This is a genomic window from Pseudomonas sp. NY15356, from assembly GCF_048068175.1.
Lineage (GTDB): Bacteria > Pseudomonadota > Gammaproteobacteria > Pseudomonadales > Pseudomonadaceae > Aquipseudomonas > Aquipseudomonas putida_K.
Window position 1 is genome coordinate 1 of sequence record NZ_JBLUPW010000011.1, and the last position, 18,322, is coordinate 18,322.

Genomic DNA, 18,322 nt, shown 5'->3' on the forward strand with positions numbered 1-18,322 from the left:
AAGCCGGCTCCCACCTGTCCTGCGCTGCTGTTGTAGGCACCGCGGAACCTGTGGGAGCCGGCTTGCCGGCGATGGGCTGCGAAGCAGCCCCAAATACAGCCGATAAGGCTTAACTGACAGGCGTTAGGTCGAGGCCTGCGTTCTTTCTATGACGTGCCGCTTACTTCTCGACGAAGGCACGCTCGATCAGGTAATCGCCCGGCTCGCGCATGCGCGGGGAGATCTTCAGGCCGAAGCTGTCCAGGACCTCAGCGGTCTCGTCGAGCATGCTCGGGCTGCCGCAGATCATGGCACGGTCGTCCTGCGGGTTGATCGGCGGCAGGCCGATGTCGCTGAACAGCTTGCCGCTGCGCATCAGGTCGGTCAGGCGGCCCTGGTTCTCGAACGGCTCACGGGTCACGGTCGGGTAGTAGATCAGCTTTTCACGTACCGCATCGCCGAAGAACTCGTTCTGCGGCAGGTGCTCGGTGATGAATTCGCGGTAGGCCACTTCGTTGACGTAGCGTACACCGTGAACCAGGATCACCTTCTCGAAGCGCTCGTAGGTTTCCGGATCCTGGATGACGCTCATGAACGGCGCCAGGCCAGTGCCAGTGCTGAGCAGGTACAGGTGCTTGCCCGGGTTCAGGTCGTCGAGGACCAGCGTACCGGTAGGCTTCTTGCTGATGATGATCTCATCGCCTTCCTTCAGGTGCTGCAGCTGGGAGGTCAGCGGACCATCCGGCACCTTGATGCTGAAGAACTCCAGATGCTCTTCCCAGTTCGGCGAAGCGATCGAGTAGGCGCGCATGAGCGGACGGCCATTGTCCTGCTGCAGGCCGATCATCACGAACTGACCGTTCTCGAAGCGCAGGCCCGGGTCACGGGTGCACTTGAAGCTGAACAGGGTGTCGTTCCAGTGGTGCACACTGAGGACACGTTCGTGGTTCATGTTGCTCATCTATGGGGCTCCTGAAGAAAGACGCAGCGCGGACCAAGCGCACTATTGCGCGATATTTTAGGGGCAGCGACAATATCTGTTAAATGGATTATCAAGATATGTCTTATCGGTTATATAGATATGCGATTCACGCTTCGTCAGCTACAAGTCTTTGTCGCCGTCGCCCAGCACCAGAGCGTGTCACGGGCGGCGAGCGTCCTGGCGTTGTCGCAATCGGCTGCCAGTACCTCGATCACTGAACTGGAGCGTCAATCCAGCTGCCAGCTGTTCGACCGCGCCGGCAAACGGTTGAGCCTCAATGCCCTGGGCCACCAGTTGTTGCCCCAGGCCGTGGCCCTGCTCGACCAGGCCAAGGAAATCGAAGACCTGCTCAATGGCAAGACCGGTTTCGGCTCATTGGCGGTCGGTGCCACCCTGACCATCGGCAACTATCTGGCCACCTTGCTCATCGGCAGCTTCATGCAGGGCCACCCCGAGAGCCAGGTCAAGCTCCATGTGCAGAACACCGTACATATCGTGCAGCAGGTGGCCCACTATGAAATTGACCTGGGTCTAATCGAAGGCGACTGCAGCCACCCGGACATCGAGGTGCAGCCATGGGTGGAAGATGAACTGGTAGTGTTCTGTGCGCCGCAGCACCCTTTGGCCAAGGCCGGCAGGGCGGACGTGGAGACACTGTCCCACGAAGCCTGGATCCTGCGCGAACAAGGCTCCGGCACCCGACTGACCTTCGACCAGGCCATGCGCCACCATCGAGCCAACCTGAACATCCGCCTGGAGCTGGAACACACCGAGGCGATCAAGCGCGCCGTGGAGTCGGGCCTGGGCATCGGCTGCATCTCGCGTCTGGCTCTGCGCGATGCGTTCCGCCGTGGCAGCCTGGTGCCGGTGGAAACCCCACAACTGGACCTGTCGCGGCAGTTCTATTTCATCTGGCACAAGCAGAAGTACCAGACTTCTGCCATGCGAGAGTTTCTCGAATTGTGCCGCAGCTTCACCGCCGGCGTCAGCCGCAGCGACGAGATCGTCCTGCCGCCGATCGCCTGATCAGAGCAGGATCACGCCCCACACCAGCGCCACCATGGTCATGGCGACCAACTGGGCGGCGCTGCCCATGTCCTTGGCGTTCTTCGACAAGGGGTGACGCTCCAGGGAGATTCGGTCGATGGCCGCCTCCACCGCCGAGTTGAGCAGTTCGACGATCAACCCCAGCAGGCAGACGGCGATGAGGATCGCCCGCTCCACACGGGTGACCGGCAGCCAGAACGCCAGGGGAATCAGCACCAGGTTGGCGATCACCAGTTGGCGGAACGCGGCCTCGCCCTTGAAGGCGGCACGCAGGCCGTCCAGCGAATAGCCGGCGGCGTTGAAGATACGTTTGAGGCCGGTCTGGCCCTTGAATGGCGACATGGGAGTCACTTCACCGGTAAAGGGCCGGCAGAATAGTCCAACCCGAGTCAAAAAAGCGTGAACGGACGGGGACTTAGCTGCTCGCAACCGATTCCAGTTGTTGCAGCAGCAAGGCCGCCTGGGTGCGGGTACGCACTCCGAGCTTGCGGAAGATCGCCGTCACGTGGGCCTTGATGGTCGCCTCCGAGACATTCAGCTCATAGGCGATCTGCTTGTTCAGCAAACCTTCGCAGACCATCGTCAACACCCGGAACTGCTGCGGCGTGAGGCTCGCCAGGCCTTCGCTGGCGGCCTTGGCTTCGGCCGAGACATCGACCTTCTCGAACGCCTGGGGCGGCCACCAGACCTCGCCGTCGAGCACTTTCTGCACTGCATCCTGGATGACGTCCAGGTTGCTGGATTTAGGAATGAAGCCACTGGCGCCGAACTCGCGGGACTTGACCACCACGGCCGCTTCTTCCTGGGCCGACACCATCACCACCGGGATCTGCGGGTACTGCCCACGTAGCAGGACCAGGCCGGAGAAACCATAGGCACCGGGCATATTCAGGTCCAGCAGAACCAGATCCCAATCGGCCTTCTCGGTCAGGCGGGTTTCCAGTTCGGCGATGCTCGCCACCTCGACCAGGCGCACGTCGGGCCCCAGGCCGAGGGTAACGGCCTGGCGCAGAGCGCTGCGGAACAGCGGGTGGTCATCGGCAATCAGGATTTCGTATGTGGCCATCGATCTATGGATCCTGTTCTGTGCCAGGCGCTAGAGGGGTGGAGGAAGCACCTGGCAGGCAACTCAAGGCGCGAACGGCAGGGCCGCCGGCCGGTAAGGCACGGCGAAGTCCGGGGTAACAGCATCTTCGTCGTGCCCGAATCGGCGCCAAGAATGCCGAGCACGCTCCGGGTGGTCAAGCCAATCGCCCGGTCGTCCCCGCCTTCCTGGCTGCCAGCCCGGACATTATGAACCAATCCGGCGCACCTGCCCCTTGGACTATAGGAAGGTATGCAAGCGCTGGTGGGTATCGTCCTGCAAGTCCAGCGGCAGGTGCCGCTTGGCACTGAGGTAGTGCAGGCTGAAGACATCCAGGTAGGCATCCAGGGCCCGGGAGGCCTGCTGATCGCCGGCCAGCTCCAGGCACATGGCGGCAACCTCGGCCGTGCAGAAATGGTCGTCACGCTTGGAACGACGCAGGCGATAGCGCGACATCTGCTCGGCGTGCAGACTCAGCACCGGGAAGCGGTCAAGGTATGGGCTCTTGCGGAACATCTTGCGTGCTTCGGTCCAGGTCGCATCGAGCAGGATGAACAGCGGCCGCTTGCCAGGCTCGCGTACCACGTCGCTGACCACCCGCTCCGGCGCCACGAACTCGCCCGGGAAGACGATATAGGGCTGCCACTGGGGGTCATCGAGCAACGCCAAAAGGCGCGGGTCGACCTCGGTGCGCTGCCAGCCGAACGCTGCGGTATCTTCGACCAGGTCGGCAATCAGCCAGCCGGTGTTGGTCGGCTTCAATGGCTCGGTATCGTGCATCACCAGGCACACCCCGGCCTCGGCTTGCACCTTGGGCTTGAGGGCGCATAGGCAATGGCTGGCGATCACCCGGCAATCCGGACAGCGCAGCGCGCGCGAGCCACGGGCAATGAAAGGTTTGTTGCTACGGGCCAGGCGCTCGGCGCGCAGGCGCGCTACCGCGTGGCTCATGGCTGCAAGCCTCTGGAGAGATAAGGAACGGACACTGCGACAACTCGGCGAGAAACGAGCCGCCAGTCTACCAGAGGCGGCATCATTTGCCGTGCAGGCGGCCGGACGCCTCCTTTATAATCACGCTTTTGCGACCTGGGATCCCCATCGATGCGGGGGCCACGGAACGCCGCTCGCCGGCGCAGGTCAAAGTGCCAGTCATCGAACCAGGAGAGATTCATGCTGCGTTTTACCATCCCGGCCTTGAGCCTGTTGCTCGCCCTGCCCCTGGCGGCCCAGGCAGCCTCCAAGCAGGAATACGAGCTCAACCAGATGCTGGAGAAGGTCGCCAAGGAAAGCAGCGTCGGCACGCCCCGCGCCATCAACGAAGATATTCTCGACCAGGGCTACACCGTCGAGAAAGGCAAGGCACTGGTCAACCACCTGAGCGTGCGCGAGAGCCATGCCGAGCGAATGCGCGCCAACCCGGAGCAAGTGCGCAGCCAGCTGGGTGACAGCGTTTGCCGTAACAACGGCTACCGTCAGCTGATGTCCAAGGGCGCCGTACTGGTCTACCGGTTCACCGTGTACAAGACCAACCAGCCGATCATGGATCAGGCGTTCGATAACGCCAGTTGCGTAGCAGGCAACAAGAAGAAGTAATCAGGCCACCCGGCCGTTGTCATTGGCGCGCCGCTGCTCTTCGTCGGCGCGCAGCTCTGCCAGCAGGGCCTGGAGGTAGCGCGACCGCCGCTCGCCGACGCCCAACCTACGCAGGCACTCCGCTTCAAGGCTCAGGTGGTTGGCCTGAGCTGCCCGCTCCAGCAGCAGGTATAGCTGCCTGTCCACCTCGATCACCAACCGATGCATACCACAACCTCCTGCATCGAAACGCCGCGCCTCCAGTTAACCAGAGCTTCGCAAGGCTTGGATCCGATCCGACGAGTGGCGATTGCTCGTTCTGTCTCGCCTGTTTGCGTGCCCTTCGCCCGGCCAGGGTCACCCGAGGCGGCACGTTTGCGCGCCAGGGTCTAGATTGATAGCACCCCCCGTGTATTTCCGGCAAACCGAGGAGAATGCCGAGGGCACGGTATTTGCGGTCCAAATATAGAACGACAACGTGATGGATTTGCCACTGCACCATGGCCTTGAAGGCCTACTGCAATGCTCGGTGTGCACACTCGAGCTAGAGCAGCCAGCGACACACGCAGTGTCGCGGCCGGGATATGCCATCGACCCGGTCAGAGGTTCTGCTGCAGAAGGAGACGTTGAATGCCTTACCAACCGAATGAACTCTTGTTCAATCACTTCAGAGACAACGGTATCGACCTGAGCAAGATTGAAGAACAGCTGCAACTGGTCGCCCCCGGCAGCCCCAACCTGCCGCTGTACCGCGACATGATGTTGACCATCCTGCGTATGGCCCACGACGACACCGACCGCTGGAATGCCAAGATCACCTTGCAGGCCCTGCGCGAACTCGACCATTCCTTCCGCACCCTGGAACGCTACAAGGGGCGGCGCAAGGTCACGGTGTTCGGGTCGGCGCGTACGCCGCTGGAGCATCCCATGTATGCCCTGGCCCGAGAGCTGGGGGCGACCCTGGCCCGCTCGGACCTGATGGTCATCACCGGGGCCGGCGGTGGCATCATGGCTGCCGCCCATGAAGGCGCTGGCACCGAGCACAGCCTGGGCTTCAATATCACGCTGCCTTTCGAGCAGCATGCCAACGCCACGGTGGATGGCACGGAGAAGCTGCTGTCGTTCCACTTCTTCTTCATCCGTAAGCTGTTCTTCGTCAAGGAAGCCGACGCGCTGGTCCTGTGCCCGGGAGGCTTCGGTACCCTCGATGAAGCGCTGGAAGTACTCACTTTGATCCAGACCGGCAAGAGCCCGCTGGTGCCGGTGGTGCTGCTGGACTCGCCCGGCGGTAGCTTCTGGCGCGACGCCCTGGCGTTCATCAGCCGGCAACTGGAAGAAAACCGCTACATCCTGCCCAGCGACCTGAAACTGTTACGCCTGGTGCATAGCGCCGACGAAGCCGTCGAGGAGATCAACCAGTTCTACAGCAACTACCACTCCAGCCGCTGGCTGAAAAACCAGTTCGTCATCCGCATGCACCACCCGTTGAGCGACGCGGCGCTCTATGACATCCAGGAGGGGTTCGCCGACCTGCGCCTGAGCGGCAAATACCACCAACAACCTGATAGCGGGCTTGAACATGAGGTAGGCAATTTCAGCCATCTCACGCGGCTGACCTTCGCTTTCAACGGTCGAGACCAAGGCCGCTTGCGCGAGCTGGTGGACTTCATCAACCTACCGGAAAACTGGGCCAAGCCGCAGCCGATGCATACCACCCAACGGGCGCGGGAGGCCTTGAAGGTCGATTGAAGAAGGGATTGCCTTGAGGGGTATGTACCGGCTCTCACCGGTCCTGCGCTGTTTTCAGAAACACCGTCATACCTGTGGGCGCTGGCTTGTCAGCGATAGGGCCGGGGCAGGCAACTCAAGAGCGTTGCTCCGACCCGCTCCTGTGTGAGAATGCTCAGTCGTCCAGATCCCGGCCACTGAGCAGCCGACCGATCAGTTCCATGGGGAAACCACGATAGGCCAGGAATCGGGTTTGCTGGGCTCGGCTACGGGGATCATGGGGGCGTTGCCCGGCGAACTTGCGTTGCCAGACATCCTGCAACCGGGCCGCCCAGTCCACCCCGCTTTCACGCAGGGCCTGGTCGATATCACCACGGTTCAGGCCACGCTGGCCAAGCTCTTCGCGAATACGCGCGGGGCCGTAGCCGGCATTGGAACGGTAGGAAATGAAACTCTCGAGATAACGGGCCTCACTGAGCAGCCCTTCTTCGGCAAGCCGATCGAGCGCGGGCTCGATCAGCTCATCCGGTGCACCGCGCTGACGCAGTTTTCGCGTCAGCTCGACACGACCATGCTCGCGGCGTGCGAGCAGGTCCATGGCTGTCCGTCGGACGGCGACGGGGGTGTCGAGTACGACGGACATAGGGCCAATCAATAACCAGCGTCGGCGTCAGCCATGTCGTCGGCATCGGCCTCGGCGGCAGCAGCCTTGCCTGCAGCAGCGACGGCACCAGCGTTGAGCAGCTTCTCGCGGATCTGCTTCTCGATCTCGGCGCCCACGGCTGGGTTCTCTTGCAGGAACTTGGCGGCGTTCGCCTTGCCCTGGCCGATCTTGTTGCCTTGGTAGCTGTACCAGGCACCGGACTTCTCCACCAGGCCTTGGGCCACGCCCAGGTCGATGATCTCGCCGTTGCGGTAGATGCCCTTGCCGTAGAGGATCTGGAACTCGGCCTGGCGGAACGGTGGCGAGACCTTGTTCTTGACGATCTTGACGCGGGTTTCGCTGCCCACGACTTCGTCGCCTTCCTTGACCGCGCCGGTACGGCGGATGTCCAGGCGCACAGAGGCGTAGAACTTCAAGGCGTTACCACCGGTGGTGGTTTCCGGGCTGCCGAACATCACGCCGATCTTCATACGGATCTGGTTGATGAAGATGACCAGGCAGTTGGCGTTCTTGATGTTACCGGTGATCTTGCGCAGCGCCTGGGACATCAGGCGAGCCTGCAAGCCTACGTGCATATCGCCCATCTCGCCTTCGATCTCGGCCTTGGGCACCAGGGCCGCCACGGAGTCGACGATGATCACGTCGACGGCGTTGGAGCGCACCAGCATGTCGGTGATTTCCAGGGCCTGTTCACCGGTATCCGGCTGGGAAACCAGCAGGTCGTCGACATTGACGCCCAGCTTGCCGGCATATTCCGGATCGAGGGCGTGTTCGGCGTCGACGAAGGCGCAGGTGGCGCCGTTCTTCTGGGCTTCGGCGATGACCGACAAGGTCAGCGTGGTCTTACCCGAGGATTCCGGACCGTAGATCTCGACGATACGGCCTTTTGGCAGGCCGCCGATGCCCAGGGCGATGTCCAGGCCCAGGGAGCCGGTGGAGATGGCTGGAATGGCCTGACGCTCGTGATCGCCCATGCGCATGACTGCGCCCTTGCCGAACTGGCGTTCGATTTGACCCAGGGCCGCAGCCAAGGCGCGCTTCTTGTTGTCGTCCATTGAAATCCTCACGTGATCGACTGGCGGCCCTGGGGCCGGGAATACCTGTATAAGTAGCCAGTATTATTCCACAGGGATACGATTCCGCAAACCCCCGCCAGCGATTTACTCCGCACCAAGCTGTAACAAGCCGTCTAACGCGGCGATCACCGTCTGTCGGCGCACCGCTTCGCGGTCGCCGTCGAAGTGCCGGCGCTCACTGGTTACATGGCTGCCGTCGGCCCAGGCCAGCCATACGGTACCCACCGGCTTGGCCGGTGAACCGCCATCCGGCCCGGCTACGCCACTGACCGCCACGGCAAAGCGCGCCCCGCTGGCAGCCTGGGCACCGCGGACCATGGCCTCGACCACTTCCTGGCTGACGGCGCCTACGTCGGCGAACAGCGCTTCGGGCACCCCCAGCTGACGGGTCTTCTGGCGATTGGAGTAGGTCACGTAGCCGGCTTCGAACCAGGCCGAGCTCCCCGGGATGCGGGTGATGGCCTCGGCGATGCCCCCACCGGTGCAGGATTCAGCAGCGGTCACCTGGGCATTGAAGCGCCGCAGGTGCTCGCCCAGGCGGGTGGAGAGAACGGTGATCGGGTCCATGGCGCACTCCTTGAAGACTGCGCACTACCCTACCACCCTCGACAACCCAGGCAAGCGTTCAGCGCGCCAAGGCGCGTATGTAGGCCTGGCAGGCACGCAAGGCGATCAGTCCGCGGTCGCCCCGGTCGGTGATGGCGATAATTCGTCCAGCATGCGCCGGGTCAAGTCGGGCGTGTACGGGGCCATTATCCAGGCCGCCGGCATCGGCGGTGGAAGGCAGTGCGGCACAGGTGGCGTCGCGCTCGACCAGGACCGACAGCCGCAGGTCAGCAGTAGCCAGGCGATCACGCAGGCGAACCTGGGTCTGTCGGGCATCGGAAAGCTCCTTGAAATAGCGTGATTCGTTATCGTGCAGGCGCCGCTCCAGTTGCTGACGCCCCTCGCGCTCAGCCAGCAATTGACGTGTCGCGGCCTCGGCCTGCACCTGCGCCTCGCGGGCCTGGGTTTGGGCCTGCTGCGCCAGCAATCGGCCAAGGCGCCAGCCCTGGACTTGCCAGGCCAAGGTCGCCGACAACAGCATCAGTACCAGGCACAACCCCAGGTGCAGGCGGCTCACGACAACACCTCGCGCGCCCGGGCCCATATCGCCAGTCGGTCCTCCAGACCATTGAGCCCGCCATTGATATGTCGGGTGATGCGATTGAACTCGCCGCGATCGGCCAGCCCATTGAGCCCACGCGAATGCCAGAACCAGGCTGCCGATTCACAGGCCCAGCGAGGCTGCTCCAGCATCTGCGGCTGCGCCATCAGCCGCTCGTCACCGAACAGCGCCCGGCTGCATGCCTGGTAGTTGTTGCGCCCGGTGACCTGGATCAGGCCCCGGCCTCGATAACGCTGGCCATCGCCGTCCGCCTCAAGGGTATTGCCCAGGCGCAAGGCCAGGCTGCCGGTGTCATAGCGCGAGAGATAGCGGTCGCTGCCAAGTTCCTTGAGGTAGCGCAGCTGGCCGGACTCATGGCCGACCTGGGCGAGGAAGGCCGCGATACGCTTGGGGTGGTCGATTTCCCAGCGGGCCATGGCGTCGTTCAGTGGTTGTACGAAAATGCCGGCGCGCTGGCCGGCAAGTGGGTAGATAGCTTCAATCTGTCGCTCCGTGAGCATGCTGTATCTCCTGAAAGAGGGTCGACGGCGCCCGCCGCAGGGCCCGGTCAGGCCTTGCTGTCAAGGGTGCGCCGCGACGCGTTGCCCTTGGCCCTGGCCTTGCCTTGTCGGCCACCGTTGCACTGCACAGTGGTGCGCCACCCCGCGTTCGTGAATACCTGCTCGACAGACTCGATCAGGTACGTACCGTCGAGCCCCGAGAGAAAGCCATGCAGTCGCACCGGCCGCTCGGCGAACAGGTCGGTACGCCCCGGCATGTCCAGGCGCACGCTGGCGGTGTCGCGGTTGAAGCTGGCCAGGCGGGCCTTGGCGGCCTGTTCGGCGGCGGCGCGATTGGGGTACAGGTGGCGGTCGGTATAGACCGGCTGCAGGCCATCGGGGGCGTTGTCGTTGGTGAGCTCGACGACATCAAGCTCACCGCTGGCGCCGTTCTGGTGGCGGGTGCGCACGGCCTTGTGGGTGGTCTTGTCGCCCAGCCTGAATTGCCATTGGCTGATGTCTTCGCGGGCAAGGCTCAATGGCCCCAGGGCCTTGCCGGTGGCGCTTTGCCCGCCCTGGCGTGGCAGCACCAGAAGCTGGCCATTGGCAAGTTTGGCGGTGCAATCGTATTGGCGTGCCAGGCGTGTGATGAAATTGAAGTCCGACTCGCTGTACTGATCGACCCGGGGGATCTTGCTGGTGACCGGACAGGCGGCCTGCCAGCCGTTACGCGCAGCGATATCGGTGACGATGCGTTGCAGCGTGGCGTCCTCCCAGCTGCCGCTGCGGATGGTCTTGCCGCTGCCTCGCACGTCGCTGGCCTTGCCACGGATGACCAAGGTATCCGGCGGGCCGGCCAACTCCACCTCATCCACGGTGTAACGCCCCAGGCGGGTCAGCGGCCGGCCGGCATGGCCCAGGCTGACGTCGATCAGGGCACCACGGGCGGGCAGTGCGATAACACCGTTGCGGGCATCGATGCGCAGCTCGAACTCATCCGCCTCCAGGCCCGGTTTGTCGGTGGTGCGCAGTTGCAACAGGCGATCGTTGATCAGTGCGGTGATGTCCTTGCCATCGGCCAGGACAGAGAAGACAGGCTGCATGAAGCGCACTCCTTGGCTCACACGAGGGGTCAATCCCACAGCTGAACGGTCGTGGCCACCGTCATCGGCAGGTCGGGCAACCGGATCGTCACCCCGGAGCGAAACGGCTGAGCCTCCTCGGCCAGGCCCTGGTTGGCAGCCAGCACCGCCTCGACCGTGCCGTTGAGGTGCCCGTAGTTGTGCTGGCAGAGCGTGTCGAGCACATCGCCCTCAGCGGTCTTGCAGGTCTTGGCCATAGCTGACGAACTCCAGTGAAAAGCCTTGTTTGCGTGGAATGCCACCGGCCAGCAGGCTGCCCTGCTCTTCCTCGATACTGGTCAGGCACCAGGTGCCCAGCACCTCGCCATAGCCGGTGGTGAGTGAAAGCGGCAGCAACTGCCGACCGATACTGCGCAGCGCCTGCAATTGGCCGAGCCCCCCTTTGAAGGCGGGGAAGATCGCACCGCGGATGCTGATGTTCTCCTCCCCCAGGTTCACCGCCTGTTGCGCGGTTTCACGACTCAAACGTTCCTGGCCGGCCCAGCGGAAGCGGGTCTGCCGACGTAACTGGTCGAAGGCCGCGGTATCGAGGTTGAAGTAGTACGGTGGCGCGCCGGCCTTGAGCGGCTGCAGCACCAGCAGGTGGGCGAACGGTGTGACGGCTTGCGCCGTCGGCGTCGCTTCGGGTGCAAGGCCCAGGCTCGACAGTACCGAGCCCACTGTCGCTTGTACCTCGCCTGCCAGCCGCCGTATCGCCCCGTGCGCCTGGTCGACGTGGCCGGCAAAGGCGTCGACTCGATCGCGCACCTCGCGTCCAACGCCCACCGCCTGATCGTACTTGCCGATCACGTTTTCGACCCGCGCCTGCGCTGACGAGATCGCCCGCATCGTGCGTTGCAGGCGCGCCCCGATGGCCGGGCCGACCACCGGCAGCCCCTGCAGCTCGCTCACCGCGCCCTGCACATGGCCGATGGCGTCGTCCATGGGGTCAAGCATGGCGTCGACACGTCGCCGCCCGGCCTCACCAGCGCGGACCACCGCATGCAGCCCGGATTGCAGCTGCTCCATGTAGGTCATGATTGCTCCTCAAAGTGCGATATGTGGGGTATCGGCCAATTGCACCGAACGGGCCTGGCGCATCAGCTCTTCCAGTTGCCGGCGCGCGATGGCTTCCAGGTGCTGGAGGGTGAGCGGGTCGTCGAGGCGATTGTTGACCGTGACGGGCATGTTGGCGGTGAAAGTGAATTGCTGGTTATACACAGGGGCCGAGGTAGCAGGTGCCGTCGGATTCGGCACGCCGGGATTTTGCGAAGGCGGTTGCTCCCGCCTGATCGACCGAATCACTTCACCAGGCGCGACCTTCCGGTCAGGCGCCTCCTGGCCCGGAACACTGGGTTCAGCAGCCACCTCGCCCTTTACCACCGTGCTGTCGAACCAGGATTTACCCAGCCATCCACCCAACTGGCTTCCCACCAAGCCCCCCAAGTCCGCTCCGAACGTCGTGCCGACCAAAGGCACTACCGAGCCAACCGCCCCGCCCAGCAAGGTGCCGACCAACCCACCTGCGGCGCGTCCATACCCATCGGCCTTTTCGTTACGAGGCTCGTCGCTGGCGAAGGTCCGCAGACTTTGTCTGGCCGCCTCCACGATGGCAGGCTTCACCAATACATTGATGGCGGCACCTTTCCCCCTGGGCTCCGACGTCGATGTTTCTATGGTTTGCTTGCCCGGCGCACTCGCTATCGTTGCCGGGGACATCGCAACACCTTCGACGTTGGCAGATGCGGTATTCGAACCAGCTTGCTGCGAAACCGTGCGAGACTCGCCATCGCCAGCAAACCAGGTCCTACCGATCCAACCACCGACCGCCTCGCCGAGCAGACCGCCAACTGTCGACCCCACAACCGTGCCAAAGCCTGGAACGACCGATCCGATGGCTCCCCCCACCAACGTCCCCACCAGCCCGCCCGCTACGCTGCCAAGACCTTCGGCCTGTTCAGCGGAGGCTTGGCCATTGGCGACAGTCGTCTGGTCTCTACCTGTCGCCGCCAAATGAGTGGGTGACCCTGGCTCCTCGACACTTGTGCGTGGGTTGCCATCGGCAATCGATGCCCTCCTATTCGAGGGCTGCTCATGGGTGGTGCCCAACACGGCCGGGCTTTCGCCAGCCTGGGTTTCGCCAATTCTGGCCCTGTCCTGCGCCAAACCTCCGCCCGACAGGGGCTTGCCCCGCTCCTCAACAACAGTATGGTCGGCACCTTCGGTAACCGATGCCTCAGGCGTGGGCCCGGCGAACAGTTCATGGGCCGTACTGCCTACCCAGTTGCCAAGCTTCTCGCCGAAAAAACTACCCAACAGGCTGCCATATTCGGCCCCCTTGCCCTTCCCTACCAATCCGCCCAGGGCGGCCCCCAGCAAGGTTCCGCCCAGCTCGCCCACTGCACCGCCGACACCTTCGGCGGCCTCCTTGCCATCCTGGGCACTCCCCAACGCATCCATCGTCTTGAGGATGAAAGCCGCTTCCCCCATTTCGAGCTGGTCGCTCACCGCGGTACGTGCCCGAGTGCGTGCAATGGGCGAAGATCGTTTGACGAGGCGATGCCCCACGTAGGCCGCCCCCACTGCTGCGGTTACACCAGTCGCCACCGCAAGGCCCTTGGTAGAGGCGGAGCCACGGGAGCCGAGCGATGGCGGCTCCGTTTGCCTGCTGCCTGGTGCATGAATCGGCACCGGGCGGCGCGCAGGGTGGTCACTGTTCCCAGGCGACGCCGCTGACGTCGTCTTCTCGGCCCTGGGAGGGCTATGCGCGGCTTCCCCAGACTGCCAAGCCAACGCCTGGTAGAGCCGCCGCAATCGCTCGACTTCACCGCCTTCCCTGCGTAGCCTGTCGATATGTGCCTCGTGCTCGTGGGCCTGCGCGTACGATGCCAGATCAGTTTTTTGCAGCTTGTCCTGCTCCAACCCAAGGCGAATCACTTCGTTGATGATTCGCCCCAACCGTAGGCCGTCGGCCTGCCTGCGCAAGCGCTCGAGCCACTGATGGAGCGAGTCGAACGCGGCGCCTACCGGCTTGTCGACGGTGGCGCCAAGCCCGAGCGTGAACACAGGTGTGTTCGCCATCGATTCCTCCTCTCACTCCGAGAGCCACCAGACCATGTCGCTGTACGACATGATCATGATTTCGCTCGCGGAAAAGTTCAGCTCCTTGGCCAGCCGCCGGGCGGCGGCCTTCTGCCGGGCGGGATCAAAGCTCGTCGTCCTGCACCAGGCGAAAATAGCCGGCCTGCAGGCGGCTGTAATCCTTGAGTGTCAGACCTTCCAGATCCCTGACGCCGACTTCGGCCAGCGAGGCGAACAGGTTCAGCTCCCGTTGCTCGTCGTCATTGGCACCGCCCGCCTGGGCATTACGGATGTCCCGCACGGTCGGCGCACGCAGTGACAGGCTGTCGACCTGCATGCCGTTGGCCTCGCTGGGGCGCGACAGGCGCACGGTCACTCGATCAGGATCGAGCGCCAGCCATTGAGGAAGCTTTTTCGCTTGAGCCATCGTCACACCTCCTTACAGGCCAAGAGCCGCACGCTGGGCGGCCAGCTGATCGACACCGTCGATCACCCGGCGCATGCCCAGGGCATCGATTTCATAGACCAGGCGGCCATCGACCTCGAGCTTGTAGTAGGTCAGGGCCACGCTGTGCTTGATCTCGGCCTTGTCGCCGGACTTCCAGTCGCCCATGTCGATTTCCTTGAGCGAACCGCGCAGGGTGACGACCACGGGGTTGATCCGGCCCTTGAGACCTTTGAAAGCACCGCGGAAGGTGCCGTTGAAGGCGGAGCCGTCGGCCAGGCCGAAGAACTTCAGTGCTTCGCGGCGCACGCCAGTGGTGGTGAAGGCCGCTTCCTGCTTCTCCATGCCCTGGTCCATTTCGACCGGCATGTCCATGCCGCCGGGGCGGTGCTCCTCCATTTTCAGGGTGAGTTTGGGCAGGGTCAGGCTCGGGACATCGCCCTGGAAGCTCACACCGTCGACGAACAGGTTCAGGTTGGCCAGGGTTTCGGGAATCATTGCCATGTCATGGGCTCCTTAGGCGGCAGAATCGAGGACTTCGGTCAGCCACTGGTTGGTGACTTCGACGCGGAAGTTGGGGTTTTCGGCAGGCGGTACGTCGGTGAAGCGGATGTTCCAGTACACCTTGCCCTGCTCCAGCTGGCTGGCGGTGTTCAGTTCAGGGTCGGCGTAGACTTCGAAGTTGATGATCGCGCCCTGGTTCTTCAGGTCGCGCATGAAGGCCTGCAGGCCCTCGGTGACGTCCTTGACGTAGGTGGCGGTGATGGCGCGGTCCACGGCCCACTTGTGGCCGTAGAGGATCGCGTCCATGACGATGTCCAACGTGCGCACGCGGGTGACGAAGGCCCATTTCGGGTCGCTCGACAAGGTGCGGTTGCCCCACAGGCGGAAGCCGTCGTCGCGAATGATGGTGGCGATGTTGGCATTGTTCAGCAGGTTGGCGCGGCAGGTGTCGTCACCGTCGAGGAACTCCACCGGGCGGCTGGTGCCAGTGATGCCGACCAATTCCTTGTTCGAGGGCGACGCCCAGAAGCCGTACTCGCTGTCGGTCCAGGCGAACAGGCCGGCGACCCAGGCCGAGCCGGGGGCATCGACGGTGGCTTCGGCGTCGTTGTCCCAATAGCGCACGCCCGGGTCGACCATGAAGGCGCGCTTGGCACCGAAGTTGCCGGCATAGGCGATCGCCGCTTCGTCGGTATTGTTCGGCCCGTCGATGATGGCGATGCCGCGCAGCTTGTCGGCCAGCGCCACCAGGGCTGTGCCCACGGCGTCGGTGGCGCTGTGCTTGGGCGTTACCAACAGGCGCGGCTGGGCGTTGAAACGGCTCTTGCCATCGAGCAGTGCCTGAAGGCCGGTACGCTTGCCATCGTTCTGGACGGTGCCAATGATCGCCGCCGTCTGCTCGGCAGCGTCTTCGACCTTGGCCACGCCGCAGGCGACGATGACCGCCTTGGCGCGGGTATAGATGGCGCGGCAAGCCTTGGTGATCGCCGCATCACTGCCGAATGCCGCAACCGCTTCGCGCTCGCTGGTGATCAGCACCAGGTCGTTGGTCTTGGCAGTGACGCCAGGGCCTTCGGTGAAGGTATCGACCAGGCCGATGATCGAGGACGACGGCAGGGCAATGCTGCGGGCGCCGGTGTCGATGTTGGTCACGGTGACGCCATGGAAGAATCCAGTCATAGGTTTTTTCTCCATTCAGATAAAAAAAGGCCCTGCATGTGGGCAAGGCCTTTTTCGGGACTATTGCGGTTCATAAGCGCGTCAAAAAAGTCGCTTGGTATCAACATTCTCGGGGCTTAGCGGCCATTGGATGGATAATGGATAGCCAATTTGCTGGGGTACTCTATTGAGTTCGATGCGATAACGTTTCCAAGCACGCAAAGAGGCCTGTTCCTCTTCCGTTGCCACGCCGATATCTACAGCATCTTCTAACGGCATGATGCGCATCGATGCCTCAGCCAGTTTTTTGTCGTTAAGATCGACCGCTTGCGCAAGCGCATCGGCACGTAAAGCCTCGATATCGACCACCCATTCGCTGCCACTCCATGTATGGAACGCACCGGGATAGGGTGTTCGAGTAAGGGTCGACGGTAATGGGCCAAGACAAAAATGTTCCTCGGCATCGCCGGTGTCTGTCGCATACACGATCCCACGGTTGTCCTCTATCCATTCCCAGGCTCCACGTTGTAAGTCACGTACTATTGCGTACCCCTCCCGGCTTTCGGGGGGAACATCCGAAAAGGCAAAGGCGGGTATGAGCCAGTTTTCTTCCTCTCCTGCCAGTGGGTCAGGATCGGCCAATCCAAGTCCAATGAATTCAAGAGTGTCCGGATGAATGTGATAAATCGTTGGTGCGTCCATATTTGACCTCGTCAATATTTGATACAGGCGAGTAGCGCAACGTTACGAGGACGTGCCTCAATACCACCAGACGCCGCAACAGTAATACTGTGCACATGGTCGCCCACGGCGGAGACTGTGCCGCTGAAAGTATGTGTATGGTTTCCACTCGGCAAAATATTTCCCTCTGTAGAAAGCGCCGCACCGCCTGTATAGGAGCGTGACAGTCGATTGTTCGGCTGTGACTCACCGGAATTGAAGAACGTGTTGTAGCTGTGGGTATGCGCTCCGGCGGCACTCGTGGAACCGGAAACCGTATGAGAATGTCCACCAGCACTGGATGAGCTGGCGGAATGGGTATGGGTTCCGTTCAACCATTGCTGGAAACTTCCCAACATTCGGCCAGCATCAACTCCTCGCCCATCGTCCAAGCCTCGGACAAATTCACCCCGCAAATCCGGTACGTTGAAGGTGGTACTGCCATCTCCGGCCCCGAATGTTGTGCCGATCTGGGCGAACAGGCCGGCATAGGCGGCGCGTCCTACAGCCGCACCGTTCGCCTTGATATAGCCCACTGGGGGTGTCGACCGGGCGACATAGATGATGCTGCCGGCAGGTACGCCGTTATCGAGCCTTGCCCAGGCGGTCCACTGGCTTCCATAGAAGCTTCGTGCGTAGACTGCATTCCCACCGTTGTACTGGATCGCCAATTGGGCGCGATTCGATGTGGCAGCAACTGCAACATAGAACGTTGTGGTGATATGCCAGAAATAGGTCGGGTCCGGAGTGTTCGCATGGTTCGTGAGAATCACATGGGCGGCCGCAAGGTTGGGGTCCTGGCCCGTGGGGCCCTGGGCAAGTCCATGAGCTGCATTCAAGGCAGCGCCCAGGCCTGAGATTTCAGCGATGGAGTGGCTGTGGGATGCCTGCGCCGCGCCTAACGTGGCCCGAGCAGCTGTAGCATCACCATCATCCAACAATGAACGGATGAATGCCGACACTGGCGTCGTAGCGAACTGGTCGGTCGCCGTGCTGTAGATCAGCTGATTGGCCGACGTGTTCACGCCTGCCAATGCCGTCAAGGTCGCGTCCAACGGCTGCTTGCCTGCTAGCGCATTGGTCATGGTGGTGGCGAAGTTCGGGTCGTTGGCCAACGCTCCGGCCAGCTCCTTCAGTGTATCGAGTGTCCCGGGTGCCGAATCGACAAGACCGGCAATTGCGCCCTGGACGAACGCAGTAGTCGCCAGTTGCTGGGTATTGGTGCCCTTCACTGCTGTAGGGGCGGTAGGCGTTCCACGAAAGATCGGCGAGTCGGTAAGACTCAGCTCAGCCCACGTCGACCAGTTGCCCGAATAACACGAACGGCTGTACACCCGGCCATTGTTGTAGGTGATATAGACTTGCGTGCAGATAGCTGCGGAAGCAGCCTGCACCAACAACGTCCCCGCCACCGGCTCCGGGTAGTTAAGAATCAGGGTGGCCAGAGCATTGGCTGTCTGCCCGTAGGATCCAGGCTTTGTCACGCTGTTGAGGTTGGTTCCGCTCGGCAAGTT

General features: G+C 62.7%; 22 protein-coding genes. 3 read left to right on the forward strand and 19 right to left on the reverse strand.

The annotated features are described in order from the left end of the window. Positions 1-160: 160 nt before the first annotated feature. On the reverse strand, positions 161-940 hold the full coding sequence (fpr, locus tag ACNFCI_RS11015) for a ferredoxin--NADP reductase (RefSeq protein ID WP_196144878.1): 780 nt from the start codon (positions 938-940) through the stop codon (positions 161-163). A gap of 120 nt (positions 941-1,060) precedes the next feature. Here fpr and ACNFCI_RS11020 point away from each other — a divergent pair, with 120 nt between their 5' ends. Continuing rightward, positions 1,061-1,987, forward strand: coding sequence for a LysR family transcriptional regulator (locus tag ACNFCI_RS11020; RefSeq protein ID WP_324818653.1), 927 nt, complete (start codon positions 1,061-1,063; stop codon positions 1,985-1,987). Here ACNFCI_RS11020 and ACNFCI_RS11025 read toward each other — a convergent pair whose 3' ends face one another. The 3 genes from ACNFCI_RS11025 to ACNFCI_RS11035 all read right to left on the reverse strand — a co-directional run bounded on the left by ACNFCI_RS11025 (position 1,988) and on the right by ACNFCI_RS11035 (position 4,043). Next, positions 1,988-2,350 carry a diacylglycerol kinase gene (locus tag ACNFCI_RS11025; protein WP_084854460.1) on the reverse strand — a complete coding sequence of 121 codons (363 nt, stop codon included), beginning with the start codon at positions 2,348-2,350 and terminating at the stop codon, positions 1,988-1,990. Between the two features lie 73 nt (positions 2,351-2,423). Continuing rightward, positions 2,424-3,074, reverse strand: a complete 651-nt coding sequence (gene erdR / locus ACNFCI_RS11030) for a response regulator transcription factor ErdR (RefSeq protein WP_084854459.1) — start codon at positions 3,072-3,074, stop codon at positions 2,424-2,426. A 258-nt stretch (positions 3,075-3,332) separates the two neighbouring features. Further along, positions 3,333-4,043 (reverse strand): tRNA-uridine aminocarboxypropyltransferase, encoded by a 711-nt coding sequence (locus tag ACNFCI_RS11035; RefSeq protein WP_368830099.1) that lies wholly within the window; start codon positions 4,041-4,043, stop codon positions 3,333-3,335. Positions 4,044-4,262: 219 nt separating this feature from the next. Here ACNFCI_RS11035 and ACNFCI_RS11040 point away from each other — a divergent pair, with 219 nt between their 5' ends. Beyond that, entirely contained in the window at positions 4,263-4,685 is a 423-nt protein-coding gene (locus ACNFCI_RS11040; protein WP_084854457.1) for a quorum-sensing-regulated virulence factor family protein, read from the forward strand. Here the strand turns inward: ACNFCI_RS11040 and ACNFCI_RS11045 are convergent, their stop codons facing one another. Then, on the reverse strand, positions 4,686-4,892 hold the full coding sequence (locus tag ACNFCI_RS11045; protein WP_084854456.1) for a hypothetical protein: 207 nt from the start codon (positions 4,890-4,892) through the stop codon (positions 4,686-4,688). Between the two features lie 402 nt (positions 4,893-5,294). Here ACNFCI_RS11045 and ACNFCI_RS11050 point away from each other — a divergent pair, with 402 nt between their 5' ends. Beyond that, positions 5,295-6,413: an LOG family protein gene (locus ACNFCI_RS11050; RefSeq protein WP_084854455.1), complete on the forward strand. Its 1,119-nt coding sequence runs from the start codon at positions 5,295-5,297 to the stop codon at positions 6,411-6,413. 154 nt (positions 6,414-6,567) lie between these two features. On the opposite strand, the gene recX is transcribed toward ACNFCI_RS11050, so the two are convergent. The 14 genes from recX to ACNFCI_RS11120 all read right to left on the reverse strand — a co-directional run bounded on the left by recX (position 6,568) and on the right by ACNFCI_RS11120 (position 17,893). Further along, complete coding sequence (recX, locus tag ACNFCI_RS11055; RefSeq protein ID WP_084854454.1) at positions 6,568-7,035, reverse strand: recombination regulator RecX; 468 nt, start codon at positions 7,033-7,035, stop codon at positions 6,568-6,570. A gap of 8 nt (positions 7,036-7,043) precedes the next feature. Continuing rightward, on the reverse strand, positions 7,044-8,111 hold the full coding sequence (gene recA, locus ACNFCI_RS11060) for a recombinase RecA (RefSeq protein ID WP_084854453.1): 1,068 nt from the start codon (positions 8,109-8,111) through the stop codon (positions 7,044-7,046). Between the two features lie 105 nt (positions 8,112-8,216). Further along, positions 8,217-8,699 carry a CinA family protein gene (locus tag ACNFCI_RS11065; protein ID WP_084854452.1) on the reverse strand — a complete coding sequence of 161 codons (483 nt, stop codon included), beginning with the start codon at positions 8,697-8,699 and terminating at the stop codon, positions 8,217-8,219. Positions 8,700-8,757: 58 nt separating this feature from the next. Then, the gene (locus ACNFCI_RS11070; RefSeq protein WP_368830098.1) at positions 8,758-9,255 is read right to left on the reverse strand and encodes a lysis system i-spanin subunit Rz; all 498 of its coding nucleotides are present in this window, start codon (positions 9,253-9,255) and stop codon (positions 8,758-8,760) included. Further along, on the reverse strand, positions 9,252-9,800 hold the full coding sequence (locus ACNFCI_RS11075; RefSeq protein ID WP_084854450.1) for a glycoside hydrolase family 19 protein: 549 nt from the start codon (positions 9,798-9,800) through the stop codon (positions 9,252-9,254). The genes ACNFCI_RS11070 and ACNFCI_RS11075 overlap by 4 nt, the downstream gene beginning before the upstream one ends. Before the next feature lie 47 nt (positions 9,801-9,847). Continuing rightward, positions 9,848-10,882: a phage late control D family protein gene (locus ACNFCI_RS11080; RefSeq protein WP_368830097.1), complete on the reverse strand. Its 1,035-nt coding sequence runs from the start codon at positions 10,880-10,882 to the stop codon at positions 9,848-9,850. Between the two features lie 29 nt (positions 10,883-10,911). Further along, positions 10,912-11,118 carry a tail protein X gene (locus ACNFCI_RS11085; protein ID WP_084854448.1) on the reverse strand — a complete coding sequence of 69 codons (207 nt, stop codon included), beginning with the start codon at positions 11,116-11,118 and terminating at the stop codon, positions 10,912-10,914. Beyond that, positions 11,093-11,938 (reverse strand): phage tail protein, encoded by an 846-nt coding sequence (locus ACNFCI_RS11090; protein ID WP_324814710.1) that lies wholly within the window; start codon positions 11,936-11,938, stop codon positions 11,093-11,095. The genes ACNFCI_RS11085 and ACNFCI_RS11090 overlap by 26 nt, the downstream gene beginning before the upstream one ends. A 9-nt stretch (positions 11,939-11,947) precedes the next feature. Beyond that, on the reverse strand, positions 11,948-13,981 hold the full coding sequence (locus ACNFCI_RS11095) for a hypothetical protein (protein WP_368830096.1): 2,034 nt from the start codon (positions 13,979-13,981) through the stop codon (positions 11,948-11,950). A 124-nt stretch (positions 13,982-14,105) separates the two neighbouring features. After that, positions 14,106-14,408, reverse strand: coding sequence for a phage tail assembly protein (locus ACNFCI_RS11100; RefSeq protein WP_084854445.1), 303 nt, complete (start codon positions 14,406-14,408; stop codon positions 14,106-14,108). Positions 14,409-14,420: 12 nt separating this feature from the next. After that, entirely contained in the window at positions 14,421-14,930 is a 510-nt protein-coding gene (locus ACNFCI_RS11105) for a phage major tail tube protein (RefSeq protein WP_084854444.1), read from the reverse strand. A 12-nt stretch (positions 14,931-14,942) separates the two neighbouring features. Next, positions 14,943-16,109: a phage tail sheath family protein gene (locus tag ACNFCI_RS11110; protein ID WP_084854442.1), complete on the reverse strand. Its 1,167-nt coding sequence runs from the start codon at positions 16,107-16,109 to the stop codon at positions 14,943-14,945. An 81-nt stretch (positions 16,110-16,190) separates the two neighbouring features. After that, positions 16,191-16,790 carry a tail fiber assembly protein gene (locus ACNFCI_RS11115; RefSeq protein ID WP_368830095.1) on the reverse strand — a complete coding sequence of 200 codons (600 nt, stop codon included), beginning with the start codon at positions 16,788-16,790 and terminating at the stop codon, positions 16,191-16,193. Positions 16,791-16,801: 11 nt separating this feature from the next. Next, entirely contained in the window at positions 16,802-17,893 is a 1,092-nt protein-coding gene (locus ACNFCI_RS11120) for a tail fiber protein (RefSeq protein ID WP_368830100.1), read from the reverse strand. Positions 17,894-18,322: the final 429 nt, after the last annotated feature.